At 71.1% G+C, this 12696-nt stretch carries 13 protein-coding genes; 8 read left to right on the top strand and 5 right to left on the bottom strand.

The window, feature by feature from the left end:
- Position 1 precedes the first annotated feature (1 nt).
- The 3 genes from O7635_RS11205 to O7635_RS11195 are packed head-to-tail and all read left to right on the top strand — an operon-like array spanning position 2 to position 2335.
- The gene (locus O7635_RS11205; protein WP_278080345.1) at positions 2-571 is read left to right on the top strand and encodes a hypothetical protein; all 570 of its coding nucleotides are present in this window, start codon (positions 2-4) and stop codon (positions 569-571) included.
- A complete protein-coding gene (locus O7635_RS11200) occupies positions 568-1707 on the top strand; it encodes a M23 family metallopeptidase (protein WP_278080344.1) in 1140 nt (379 codons plus the stop codon). The genes O7635_RS11205 and O7635_RS11200 overlap by 4 nt, the downstream gene beginning before the upstream one ends.
- A 19-nt stretch (positions 1708-1726) precedes the next feature.
- On the top strand, positions 1727-2335 hold the full coding sequence (locus O7635_RS11195; RefSeq protein WP_278080343.1) for a hypothetical protein: 609 nt from the start codon (positions 1727-1729) through the stop codon (positions 2333-2335).
- Here the strand turns inward: O7635_RS11195 and O7635_RS11190 are convergent, their stop codons facing one another.
- Positions 2336-2830 carry a hypothetical protein gene (locus O7635_RS11190; RefSeq protein WP_278080342.1) on the bottom strand — a complete coding sequence of 165 codons (495 nt, stop codon included), beginning with the start codon at positions 2828-2830 and terminating at the stop codon, positions 2336-2338.
- Positions 2831-2916: 86 nt separating this feature from the next.
- Between O7635_RS11190 and O7635_RS11185 the strand changes: the two genes are divergently transcribed.
- From O7635_RS11185 to O7635_RS11170, 4 genes are all read left to right on the top strand, one after another.
- Positions 2917-5481, top strand: coding sequence for an FtsK/SpoIIIE domain-containing protein (locus tag O7635_RS11185; RefSeq protein ID WP_278080341.1), 2565 nt, complete (start codon positions 2917-2919; stop codon positions 5479-5481).
- Positions 5478-6272: a hypothetical protein gene (locus tag O7635_RS11180; protein WP_278080340.1), complete on the top strand. Its 795-nt coding sequence runs from the start codon at positions 5478-5480 to the stop codon at positions 6270-6272. Before O7635_RS11185 ends, O7635_RS11180 begins: the two co-directional genes overlap by 4 nt.
- A gap of 8 nt (positions 6273-6280) precedes the next feature.
- On the top strand, positions 6281-6541 hold the full coding sequence (locus tag O7635_RS11175; RefSeq protein WP_278080339.1) for a hypothetical protein: 261 nt from the start codon (positions 6281-6283) through the stop codon (positions 6539-6541).
- A 230-nt stretch (positions 6542-6771) separates the two neighbouring features.
- Positions 6772-7704, top strand: coding sequence for a DMT family transporter (locus O7635_RS11170; protein ID WP_278080338.1), 933 nt, complete (start codon positions 6772-6774; stop codon positions 7702-7704).
- 119 nt (positions 7705-7823) lie between these two features.
- Here the strand turns inward: O7635_RS11170 and folE are convergent, their stop codons facing one another.
- The 4 genes from folE to O7635_RS11150 all read right to left on the bottom strand — a co-directional run bounded on the left by folE (position 7824) and on the right by O7635_RS11150 (position 11598).
- Positions 7824-8480 carry a GTP cyclohydrolase I FolE gene (folE, locus tag O7635_RS11165; protein ID WP_278085444.1) on the bottom strand — a complete coding sequence of 219 codons (657 nt, stop codon included), beginning with the start codon at positions 8478-8480 and terminating at the stop codon, positions 7824-7826.
- 5 nt (positions 8481-8485) lie between these two features.
- On the bottom strand, positions 8486-10525 hold the full coding sequence (ftsH, locus tag O7635_RS11160) for an ATP-dependent zinc metalloprotease FtsH (protein WP_278080337.1): 2040 nt from the start codon (positions 10523-10525) through the stop codon (positions 8486-8488).
- A 261-nt stretch (positions 10526-10786) separates the two neighbouring features.
- The gene (gene hpt, locus O7635_RS11155; protein ID WP_278080336.1) at positions 10787-11368 is read right to left on the bottom strand and encodes a hypoxanthine phosphoribosyltransferase; all 582 of its coding nucleotides are present in this window, start codon (positions 11366-11368) and stop codon (positions 10787-10789) included.
- A gap of 95 nt (positions 11369-11463) precedes the next feature.
- A complete protein-coding gene (locus O7635_RS11150) occupies positions 11464-11598 on the bottom strand; it encodes a hypothetical protein (RefSeq protein WP_278080335.1) in 135 nt (44 codons plus the stop codon).
- 150 nt (positions 11599-11748) lie between these two features.
- Here O7635_RS11150 and O7635_RS11145 point away from each other — a divergent pair, with 150 nt between their 5' ends.
- Positions 11749-12696 carry a helix-turn-helix domain-containing protein gene (locus O7635_RS11145; RefSeq protein ID WP_278080334.1) on the top strand — a complete coding sequence of 316 codons (948 nt, stop codon included), beginning with the start codon at positions 11749-11751 and terminating at the stop codon, positions 12694-12696.

Raw genomic sequence — 12696 nt, 5'->3', positions numbered from 1 at the left:
CGTGCGGCGGGTTTTCCAACTCCTCGGCACCTCGGTACTCCGCTCGCGGCTGGGCATCGCGGTGGTGCTGGCGGTCGTGGTGTTCGGCGTCGTCGGGGTAGCCCGCGTGGTCGCGGGTCCCGAGGACCGGTCGGCCGGGAACCTCCGGCCGGCCGAGACCTCAGCGCCGGCCGACGACCCGGATGCCCACGAGGGCGACGACGGCGTCGTCGAGCCCGCGCCGACGTCGTCGACGGACATAGACCCAGGGCCCAGCTTGAGCCCTGGCACGCCACAGGTGGAGAAGGTGGCCAAGGAGTTCGCCGCGTCATGGCTCGACCGTGCCGCCAAGGCGGAGGCCTGGCATGCCGCGCTGGCACCCCACGCGACCCCGACGCTGGAGGAGAAGCTCGAGGGTGTCGACCCGGCCGTCGTTCCGGCGGAGCGGCTGACCGGGCCGGCGACCGTGGTGCCGCAAGGCAGCGGCCTAGCGGAAGTCTCGTATCCCGTCGACTCGGGAACGCTGGTGCTCCGCTTGGTCGTCGAGAAGGGTCGATGGTTGGTCGACGGCGTTGACTGGGAGCGCGGATGACGCTGATCCCGGATCTCGATCGCGAGGCCCGCAGACGCCGGCCGCGTAAGGCCGTCCTGCTGGTGGCCCTCACGGCCACGCTGTCCCTGCTCTGTTGTGCCGGCGGGATGGCGGCCTTCTTCCTCGACGGACTCAGTAGCGACGACCAGACGCTGTCGGCGTACGGCTGCGGCGCCGGGGGCCCGCTGCCGGCGACGGGCGACATGCCGCGGCTCTCGGGCTTCAACGAGTCCCAGCTGCGCAACGCCGCGGCCATCATCAATGTCGGTGCGAAGCTCAAGGTTCCGCCGAAGGGCTGGGTGATCGCGGTCGCGACCGCGATGCAGGAGTCGTCGCTGACCAACCACGGCTACCTCGGCACGCGCAACGACCACGACTCGCTGGGCCTCTTCCAGCAGCGGCCGAGCCAGGGGTGGGGCACCCCGGCGCAGGTGCAGGATCCGGAATACGCCAGTCGCAAGTTCTACGAGAAGCTGGTCAAGGTCAAGGGTTGGGAGCGGATGCCACTCACCGACGCGGCACAGAAGGTGCAGCGCAGCGCCTTCCCGGACGCCTACGCCAAGCACGAACTGGCGGCGGCCGAGATCGTCAACCAGCTGGCCGACGGCGCGGCCCGGGCAGCCGGCGCCAGTGCCGCGCTGGCCTGCACCGCGATGGGTGACGTATCGGCGTCCGGTTGGACCACTCCGGTCAAGGCCGGCCTCGTCTCGGGCTTCCGCACGGCCAGCCGCCCCGACCACCAAGGCGTCGACCTCGGCGCGGCCCGAGGCGATGACATTCTGGCCGCGGCCGCCGGCACGGTGATCGTCTCCCGGTGTGACAACGACTCTGAGCCGCCCTTCCGGTGCGATCGCGACGGATCGCCGAGCACGCCCGGTTGCGGATGGTATGTCGACATCAAGCACGCTGGCGAGATCATCACCCGCTACTGCCACATGCTCTACCGGCCAAAGGTCCAGGTAGGCGACACTGTGGCGGCCGGCCAGCAGATCGGCATCGTCGGCACCAGCGGTCATTCCTCCGGTCCCCACCTACACTTCGAGGTGCACCTCAACGGCGATCGCAGCTCTTCTGGTGCGACGAATCCCATGGTGTGGATGCGGGAGAGAGGCGCGCCGCTGGGCACCGGCGAATAGCGCGGAGCGGAGTTGACGAATGGGCCGCGAGCCGATGCCGGATCCTTTTGCCGGGCAGCCCGACTGGGCGCCCAAGCCACCGCGGCCGATTGTGCCGGTGCCAGCGGCCGGCGCCGAAGATCTGCGTGGGCGACGACTGATCGTTGGGTTCCCTGGCGCGGGCTGGCGCGGCGACCTGCGGGCTGACGACCGGATCGTGCAGGGCAGCCGCACCTACGTGCCGGCGATTCCGGAGCAGGAGTGGTATCGCGCCGAGTCCGAACAGATCGAGGTCTTCGCACCATTGGTGCCGCTGGAGCGCGTCTGGGTCGAAACGCTGGGCGCCAACCCGACCTCGGGTCCGACTGGGCCCCGAGACGTCGTGTCTCGTTTGGTTTCCCTCGATTCACCCGCAACCCGAACACCGGTTCCCGCAGTCGACGTAGACGCATTGTCGGGGCGACGGGTCGTTCAGGTTGTTGACGGCGTCGAGCGGCGTGACCTACGGGCGGTGACGGAGGTGCATACCAACGCCGACGGCGACATCTGCGTGCGGGTGGCGACGGAGCTGGAGTGGTATCGCTGGGCGTGGAGTGGGCAAGCACCGAAGACCCTGGAAGTTCCAGTCCACCTGCTTTGGATCGAGTAGCTAGCTCATTCGTTGAGCCGAGCAGACGCGCCAGCCGCCGCTCTCGTCGACGACAGTGAACCGCCAGACCTGCACCGACCGTTCGCCGCCGGCGAGGCTTCGGCCGATATCTGTAGTAACCAGACGGTCGGCCCCTGCTGGTTGAACCGAAAGCCCGCCCCAGTCGACCAAGATCGAGACATCGAAGCTCTGCTCTCGCATCTCCATATCGCGTTTGAGTGCTCGGATGGGCTCAAGTCCCTGATCCTGGGCACAGCTATAGAGCTTGGCTGCGGCGTCGTCACGGTTGACGAGCTGCGCTCCCAAGTAATTCGCAACTACGATGTCCGGCTCTTCACGGTTGATGGCCGTGGCTTCGTCGTAGAGGTTGAGGCCGACGCCGACCCCGCCCAGGCACAGCAAGGCAGCCACTCCGGCTAGGACCATCACGAGCAGGCGCAGTGGGCGGGCGCTTCGCTCGGCCGGGGTCGTGCGTGTGGGGGATTCGGCGGCCACATGCCGAGGTTAGCGGCACGGCGCGCGGTGGGGAGCGTGGGACATTCTGCCGCGCTCATATACCGTCACTCCGGGAGGTGAGCGGCGTGTCCAGGACGCAGGCGCGAGCCTTGGAAGCCGCCGCGCTGCACCGGCAGGCAGCCGCGGTGGTCGATGCCGCCGAGGTGGCGTTGGCCGGGGTGCGGCAGCCGGTCGCCGATGAGCGGGAGCAGCACGATCTCGCCGAGCGGCTGCGGGCCGCGGCCGGTGTGCTCACGCCCGGGTGGCTCGGTGGGCAGCTCGACGCGCGGTTCGAAGACACGCCGCTGGGCGGTCCCGCAATCCCCGCGTACGTCCGGATCGGGACCGCGCAACCCCTCGACGACGCCCGTTTCCCGGCGATCGTGCCCCTGCTCGGCACCGGGCACCTGACCGTCGACGCCGACGCGCGCGATCCGCGGGTGGCCGGGCTGCTCCGGGCCACCCTGCTGAGACTGCTGGCCGCGGCGCCGGCCGGGTCGTTGCTCATCAGGGCCGTCGACGCCGCCGGTGGTGGGATGCTGTTCGCGCCCTTCGCCGCGCTCGCCGATGCCGGGCTCATGCCGCCGCCGGCCACCGACCGCACCGCGCTGCGGGCCGTGCTCGCCGAGGCCGAGCAGTGGGTCCGGCCCGCCCGCCCCTCCGCCGCCCGGCACAACCGGCGCGAACGTACCCTCCTCGTCGTCATCGCCAGCCTGCCCGAGCTCACCGAGACCGCCGACCTGACCCGGATCACCGCGCTCGCCCAGGCGGGCCCCGACGCCGGTCTGCACCTCATCGTCGCCGGCTGGCCGCCGCCCCCGCTGACCCTCGAGACCACCCAGCAGCCCCTCCCGCTGGCCACCAGGATCGCCTTGCGCAACCCGTACGCCCTGGTCAGTGATCCGCCTGGGGCTGGTTTCGCGACACCGCCGCATGTCGGGCTCAACGCGCCCGTCTTCCTCGACGACGACCCGCCGCCGCACCTGTTCGAGCGGGTCTGCGCCGAGCTTGCCGCCCAATTCGCCGCCAGCGCCCGGCTGACCCTCGGCGACCTGCTCCCCGACGACCCGGGCGACACGTGGGGCGACGACTCCGCCGCCGGGCTGGCCACCGTGGTGGGCCAGGACGGTGACCGGCCGGTCAACCTGCAGTTCAACGACCTCACTCCACACTGGATGATCGGCGGCCGGTCGGGCGCGGGCAAGACCGCCTTCCTCATCAACGTGTTGTACGGCCTGGCCACCCGCTACGGTCCCGACGAGCTGACGCTCTACCTGCTCGACTTCAAAGAGGGCATCTCGTTCGCCGAGTTCGTGCCGACGGAGCGTGACCGCACCTGGCTGCCGCACGCCCGCGCCGTCGGTGTCGAGTCCGACCGGGAGTACGGCCTCGCCGTCCTGCGCGACCTCGACGCCGAGATGGGTCGCCGCTCGGTCGCCTACAAGCGCGCCGGCGTCACCCGGTTCACCGACCTGCGCGAGAGCCAGCCGCTGCCCCGGATCGTCTGCGTGATCGACGAGTTCCAGGTGCTGCTGGCCGGCGGCGACCGCACCGCGACCGAGGCCGTCACGCTGCTCGAGTCGCTGGCGCGCAAGGGCCGGTCGTACGGCATCCATCTGGTCCTGGCCAGCCAGACCGTGCTCGGCGTCGAGGCGCTCTACGCCAAGCGCGACTCGATCTTCGGCCAGTTCCCGGTGCGGGTGGCCCTGCCGGGCGGCGGTGACGTGCTCGAGCCGACCAACGACGCGGCCGCCGGTCTCCCGCTCGGCGCCGCGGTCGTCAACACGGCCGGCGGCCTGGGCGGACCGCGCGGCGCGACCCGCGGGCACGAGCGGGTCGTCCGCTTCCCCGACCCGCACGCCGACCGGTCCGCGCTGGTCAAGCTCCGGCACGCGCTCTGGGAGCGGCGCGCCACCGACGCCGCGCCACCCAAGGTCTTCGCCGGGTACGCGCACCAGCACCTCAACGACGACCCCACCTTCCGCTCGGCGCTCGCCGGCCGGGCCACCCGCCCCGCCGCGCTGGTCGGCCGGCACATCGACGTGCCGCTCAGCACCGCCGCGTTCCCACTCGACACGGCGCCCGGCCGGCACCTGGCGGTGATCGGGCCGAGCGTGGCCGGGGCCGGTGTGCTCGACGCGGCCGCCCGCGGGGTCGCCGCCCACCACGCTCCGCGTACCGCCCGGTTCGTGGTCGCCTCCCTCGTGGCCGAGGGTGACGCGATCGCCGCCGACCTGGCCCGCGACCTGGCCGAGCGGCAGGAGGTCGAGACGGTCACCGCGGCTGGCCTGGCCGACGTGCTGACCATCGACCGGCCCGGCTACATGGTGGTGTTCGGCATGGACGCGATGGCCGGCGGCGCGCTGCCGCCCGACCGGCTGCGCCTCGTGCTGCGCACCGGGCCCGGGCGAGGCGTGCACCTGCTGTCGTGGTGGCGCGGGCTGCGCCGGTTCACCGACGAGGTCGGCCCGGCCGCCCGCGAAGACGTCGCCGGCCTGGTCTTCCTCAACGTCCCGGCACCCGACGTGAGCCTCCTGCTGAACAGACCGGTCGACTGGCAACCACGCGACAACCGCGCGCTGCTGCACGACCGGCACACCGACCGCACCTCCGTGATCGTGCCGTTCGCCCGCCCCGAGGCCGACCGATGACGACTGACCAGCCGACCAACGGCATCCCCTACACGGCCGCCGACCGCGCCGCGCCCGTCCCGGTGCCGGCGATCCAGCCGGCGGCGCCGCACCAGCCCGCGGTGCCGCACCAACCCGACTACGGGCACCGGCGGGAGCACACCGATCCGGGCGCGGCCTGGTCCGACTACTGCGCGGCCGCCCAACGCCTCGACGCGGTGCGCCGCGGCGCCGCGACGGCGGCCGGCGAGCAGGCCCAGACCGTGCGCGCCGCCCGTGACGAGCTCACCGCCGTGCGGGCCCGGCTGGCGCCCCAACAGGCCCGGTTGCGCGAGGCCGGCGTACCCGACCAGGATCTGCGCCCGACCCCCACGGACGTCGCCGCGGCCGGCCAGGCCGTCGCCGACGGTCCGGCCGCCACGCTCGCCGCCCTGCACCAGGCGCGACAGACCGCCGACCGGGCCGACGCGGCGCTGCTCGGCGTCCCCGGCGCCGCGACGGGCACAAGACGACCGATGCGCACCTGGCTGCGCAACATGCTGGTCTACGCTCCGTTCGCGGCCGCGGTGCTGGTCGTGCAGATCGCCTTGCTGATCACCGCCGGCGGCACCCCGATGACGATCTACTCACTGGGCTGCGGGCTCGCGTTGCCTCTGGCCGCGCTCGGGTTCGCCTGGGTCACGATCGGCGCGGCGTTCCCGGCCCCGCCCGGGGGCAAGGTCGACCGTACGCTGCCGATCGGCGCCGTCGTCTGCTTCGCGCCCGTCCTGATCACGCTCATCGGCCAGGCAGTCCTGGCCATCACCGGGTAGGTGACCGCATGGCCAACGTCGAAGAGGTCAAGCTCAACGTCGCCGCGTCGGTCGACGAGACTCAGCGCGCCCTGCAGACGCTGCGCGGCGTCGCCGACTCATTCGACGAGGCGCTCACCCGCCTGCGCCTGACCGCGGTCGGCGCCCTCCATCCGTCCATCATGGACGCGATCGCCCAGCTCGAACAGGCCCGCTCCCGCCTCGACGAGGCCCAGTCGCTGGCCGCCAACGCGATCAGCTCGGCCGACACCTTCAGGAGCATGGTCTAAGACCGGGCTTTCCCGGGTCCGCGGTGGTCCGGACCGCCGCTCCCGCCGGGGACCGCTCGCTCCGCTTCGCTGCCAGGTCCGCGCCACCAGGTATCGTCGTCGTCGTGCCTCGCTTCGTGCTCTCGCCACCGGTCGCCCGGTAGCGCATCGCTACCTGACCCGGCTCTCGTCCTTTCCGGAGCCCGGGTCGCTCAGTGGCGCCCGGGCGGCGATGACACGGAGAAATCCACGTGCACTCGAACTCCACCCTGCCCGTCGGGCGGGGCATCCTCTACGTTCTCGTGGCGGCGGTCGCCTGGGGCACCGGCGGCGCGGTCGCGACGATCCTCTACGACACCAGCGGCATGGGCCCGATCGCAGTCTCGTTCTGGCGGTTCGCCATCGCGGTGCCACTGCTCGGCGCCGTCCACCTGGCCCGACGCCGGGCCAGGTGGACGCCGCGGCCCGGCCTGCGCCAGGTAGTGATCACCGGGGTCGGCCTGGCCGTCTACCAGACGGCCTACTTCGCCTCGGTCAGCTACGCCGGCCTGGCCGTGGCGACGGTGGTGACGCTCGGAGCCGGCCCTATCCTGATCGCCGTCGGCGCGCGCCTCACGACGGGCGAGCAACTCGGCCGCGGCGGGCTGGTGACCACCGGCCTGGCCCTGGCCGGCCTGGTCCTGCTGGTCGGCGGCGGCGGGGCCAGCACGGGCTCGGCGCCGACGCTGGGCCTGGCCTGCGCGCTGCTGTCGGCCACCGGCTACGCGACCATCACGCTGCTCAACCGCGGCGCCCGGCAGGCCACCCCGTCGACGACCCTGGGCGCGTTCGCGGTCGGCCTGCTCTGCCTGCTCCCGCTGGCCCTCCTGGAAGGCGCGCTGCCCACGGCGGGCAACCCGGCCGAGGTCTACCTGTCCCTCGCCTACCTCGGCGCGGTCCCGACGGCCCTCGCCTACGCGCTGTTCTTCGCGGGCCTGTCGGTCGTACGCGCCAACACGGCCGCCGTCCTGGCCCTGGCGGAGCCGGTGGCCGCGGCCGTGATCGCGGTGCTCTGGCTCGACGAACGCCTGACACCCGCCGCCACCGCGGGCTCCCTCCTCCTGGCCGCCGCGGTGGTGGCGCTCACCTTGATCGAGGGACGAGCAACCAGGCCGGTAGGTCCCGCCCTGAGCAGATCGACCTGACCAGCGGAAAGGGGTGCGGAGCGGACATTGCGCTCCGCACCCAAGTCCCACGACCACGATCGCTTGGCCTTACTCGGCCGAGAGCGACGGTCCGGACCACCGCGGGCCCGGGCCACCACCTAACCGATGATGAGCGCCATCGCTTCGGATCGGCTCTTGGCGTCGCTCTGGAAGATGCCGCGGACCGCGGACGTGACGGTCTTGGCGCCGTCCTTCTGGATGCCGCGCATCGCCATGCAGAGGTGCTCGCACTCCAGCACGGCGATCACGCCGCGGGGTTCGAGCTTGGTCATCAGGAGGTCGGCGATCTGCGCGGTCAGCCGTTCCTGGACCTGCGGGCGGCGGGCATAGATCTCGACGAGGCGGGCCAGCTTCGACAGGCCGGTGATGCGGCCGTTGGGGCCCGGGATGTAGCCGATGTGCGCGACGCCCTTGAACGGCAGCAGGTGGTGCTCGCAGACGCTCATGACCTCGATGTCGCGGACCAGCACCAGCTCTTCGTGTGACGCGTCGAACGTCGTGTTGAGCACCTGGGCCGGGTCGACCCGCAGGCCCGCGAACAGCTCCGCGTAGGCCCGGGCCACCCGCAGCGGGGTCTTGACCAGGCCGTCGCGGTCGGGGTCTTCGCCGATCGCGATCAGGATCTCGCGGACGGCCTTCTCGATGCGGCCCAGGTCGACGATCTCCTCGACCGGGCGGCCGGTGAGCTTGCCGTCGACGAGGCGGGCGGCGAGGTAGTCGAGCTCCTCTACCTCGCCGTCCGCCTCATAGTCGATCTCGCTCAGTGTGCGCCGTCCGAGTTGGAGTTGGGCGAGCCGCCGGTGTTGCCGCCGCCCACGCGGGCCTCGGCGCCGTCGGCTTCCGCCTGGACCTTGAGCGCGTCGCGCTCCGCCGGGGTGAGGACCGGCGGCTCGGTCGACGGGCGGCGCTTGCCGAAGCCGTTGTAGGGGGCCATCGGCGGGCGCTTGACGACGCGGGCGGCGATCCGGGCCATGTCGGTGGTCGAGATCGTTTCCTTCTCGATCAGCTCCAGGACCAGGTTGTCGAGCACGTCGCGGTATTCGACCAGGATCTCCCAGGCCTCGTCGTGGGCGAGCTCGATCAGCGAGCGGACCTCGCCGTCGATCTCGGCCGCGACGACGTCGGAGTAGTCGCGCTCGTGGCCCATCGTGCGGCCCAGGAACGGCTCGTCGCCGCTGGTGCCGTATTTGACCGCGCCGAGCTTCGACGACATGCCGTACTGGGTGACCATGGCCCGGGCCAGCGACGTGGCCTTCTTGATGTCGTCACCCGCGCCGGTGGTCGGCTCGTGGAAGACGAGCTCCTCGGCCGCGCGACCGCCCAGGGCGTACGCCAGGGTGTCGATCATCTCCGCCCGGGTCTGCGTGTATTTGTCCTCGGTCGGCAGCACCAGGGTGTGACCCAGCGAGCGCGAACGCGGCAGGATCGTCACCTTGTGCACCGGCGCCGAGTGCGGCAGCGCCCAGGCGACCAGCGCGTGGCCACCCTCGTGATAAGCGGTGATCTTCTTCTCGTGGTCGCTCATCACCCGGGTGCGGCGCTGCGGGCCGGCCACCACGCGGTCGATCGACTCCTCGAGGTAGTCGTTGCTGATCGCCCGCTTGTCGTGCCGGGCGGTGAGCAGCGCGGCCTCGTTGATCACGTTGGCCAGGTCGGCGCCGGAGAAGCCGGGGGTACGCCGGGCGACCGCGTCGAGGTCGACGTCGGGCGTGAACGGCTTGCCCTTGGCGTGCACCCGCAGGATCGACTTGCGGCCGTCCATGTCGGGCGTGTCGACGGCGATCTGCCGGTCGAACCGGCCGGGGCGCAGCAGCGCCGGGTCGAGGATGTCAGGCCGGTTGGTGGCCGCGATCAGGATCACGCCGCCCTTGGTGTCGAAGCCGTCCATCTCGACGAGCAGCTGGTTGAGCGTCTGCTCGCGCTCGTCGTGACCGCCGCCCATGCCGGCGCCGCGGTGGCGGCCGACGGCGTCAATCTCGTCGACGAACACGATCGCGGGCGCGTTGGCCTTGGCCTGCTCGAACAGGTCGCGGACCCGGCTCGCGCCGACACCGACGAACATCTCGACGAAGTCGGAACCGGAGATCGAGTAGAACGGCACACCGGCCTCGCCGGCGACCGCGCGGGCGAGCAGCGTCTTACCGGTGCCCGGCTGGCCGAAGAGCAGCACGCCCTTCGGGATCTTGGCGCCGAGGGCCTGGTATTTGGCCGGGTTCTGCAGGAAGTCCTTGATCTCGCGGAGCTCTTCGACCGCCTCGTCGGCGCCCGCCACGTCGGCGAACGTCGTCTTCGGCGTGTCCTTGGTGATCATCTTGGCCTTGGACTTGCCGAAGTTGAGGACGCGCGAGCCGCCGCCCTGCATCTGCGACATGAAGAACAACAGGAGCACCACGAGCAGCACGATCGGCAGCAGGTTGACCAGCAGGCTCAGCAGCACGTTGTCGCCGGAGACCTGGGTGTCGATGTCGCCGCTGATCCGATCGGCGGTCTTCGCGTTCTGGACGTCGTTCCAGATCTGGTCGCCGACCTCGGCCGGGAACTGCGCCTCGATCCGGTTGGTCGTCGTGTCGCCGAACCGCTGGGCCTGCGCCAGGTTGATCTGGAGCGTCTGCTCCTTGTCTTGGAACGTGACCTCTTGGATGCTGTTGGCGGGCCCATTGTTGAGCTGCTGGAGGGCGACGCTGGTGTCAACCCGGTGATAGCTCGGCCCGCCGGTGAACAGCGAGCTGAGCGCAATTGCGCCGGCGATCACAAGGATGATCCAGACCACCGGTCGGCGGAAGAAACGCGTACGTTCCATACTGTTGTCGAGCGGCGAACCGCCCGCATCCTCCTGATCGACGTTATGACCGTGCCGGACTGTGCCGGGGTGTCGGCCCGCCGCGACCTGCCGCGCTCCAGAGACTGGCTCTGCCGAGGCCGGCCGCGACCCGCGCCGCCGGGTGCGCCACGGTCATTCGAAGGTACACCCCGAGCGCGAGACGCAAACGACTGAGCCCCGCGCTAGCCAATACGGTAGCCGGGGATGCTGTAAGTCCGCTGTACGAAGTTGAGGAGATCCTCAGACTCGTGCGTAGACCTCGGGCTTGAGGACGCCGACGTAGGGCAGCTCACGGTAGCGCTCGCCGAAGTCGAGCCCGTAGCCGACGACGAACTCGCTCGGGATGTCGAATCCCACGTATTTCACCGGCACGTGGACCTTGATCGCGTCCGGCTTGCGGAACAGGGCGACCACCTCGACGCTCGCCGCGGCGCGGGACTCCAGGTATTTGAGGAGCCACGACAGGGTCAGCCCGGAGTCGACGATGTCCTCCACGACGATCACGTGGCGACCCGCGATGTCCCGGTCGAGGTCCTTGAGGATCCGGACGACCCCGGACGAGGTCGTGCCCTGGCCGTAGGAGGAGACGGCCATGAACTCGAGCTCGACGGGCGGGCCGTGGCGACCGAGCGCGCGGGCGAAGTCCGCCACGAACATCACGGCGCCCTTGAGTACGCAGACCAGCAGTAGACCGTCTTCCACGGTCGCGTAGTCGCTGGCCACCTGCTTGGCGAGGGTCGCGGTCTTCTCGCGGATCTCCTCTTCGGTGATGATCACGTGATCGATGTCGGCGTCGTACCAGGAACCGGAGCCGTCGGTCATGCCCCTAGCCTGCCCCACGCCGGTTACGGCCCGGTGGCCGACCCACCAGTAAGAAAGGTGGCCACCCAGGGCGATCGGGCAGCCACCTATCAAGATCAGTAAGTCTGTGGTTCTCGGAAGCCACCGCGTGATGGCTTCCAGTCGGCCGAGTCGTGCGAGTCGGCCGTGATGCCGACCGCGGAGGCCAGCGCGAGTGCGACCAGGAATGCGACGAACAGGATGATTGCCACGGCGGTGCTCCCTCATTGTCTGATTCAGGACCACCGGTGCGCACCGGGCTTTCTTGCATAGATGAGTCTGCTCCATAGGACCGCGCTCAGACAGTGGCAGAGATGCCATACTCCCTCGAAATCCTGCCACTCTTCCGCTAGGCTGCTGGCATGCTTCGCAACGTCGCGGTCGTCGTCATGGACGGCGTGGCCGCCTTCGAGCTCGGCGTGCTGTGCGAGGTCTTCGGCACCGACCGGACGGCCGACGGCTTCCCGGGCTACCGGTTCCACGTCTGCTCTCCCGACGGTGGCCCGGTCCAGGCCCAGAACGGCTTCACCCTGACGCCGGCCGCCGACCTGGCCCCGCTCGACGACGCCGACCTCGTGGCGGTGCCGGCCCACAAGGACGGCGCCACGGTGCCGCCCGCGGTGCTCGACGCGCTGCGCCGGGCCGACGCCCGCGGCGCCCAGCTGCTCAGCGTCTGCTCGGGCGCGTTCGTGCTCGGCGAGGCCGGCCTGCTCGACGGCCGGGAGTGCACGACCCACTGGCGCTACGCCGACGAGCTGCAGGCGCGCTACCCGGAGGCCAAGGTCGCCTGCAACCACCTCTACGTGCACGACGGCAACCTGCTGACCAGCGCCGGCACGGCAGCGGGCATCGACGCCTGCCTGCACCTGGTGCGCCAGCAGCACGGCTCCGAGATCGCCACGAAGCTCGCCCGCCGGATGGTCGTCCCGCCGCACCGCGACGGCGGCCAGGCGCAATACATCGAGGCGCCGATCCCCCGCACGCCCGACGCCCCGACACTCGAGCCGCTGCTGAGCTGGCTGATGACCAACCTCGACCGCCCGATCACGGTCGACGACCTGGCCGCCCGGGCCCACATGGCACCGCGTACGTTCGCCCGCCGTTTCCGCGCCGAGACCGGCACGACGCCGCACGACTGGCTGACCGGCCAGCGCGTGCTGCTCGCCCGCCGCCTGCTGGAGGAGACGGAGCTCGCGGTCGACGCGGTGGCCGACAAGTCCGGCTTCGGCGACGCGGCGACCCTGCGGCACCATTTCGGCCGGCGGGTCGGCGCGACACCGCACGCCTACCGGTCGACCTTCCGGAAATAG

This window comes from Asanoa sp. WMMD1127, from assembly GCF_029626225.1.
GTDB lineage: Bacteria > Actinomycetota > Actinomycetes > Mycobacteriales > Micromonosporaceae > Asanoa.
Note: the sequence above shows the minus strand (reverse complement) of the source record. Positions and strands in the feature narration are given on the sequence as shown.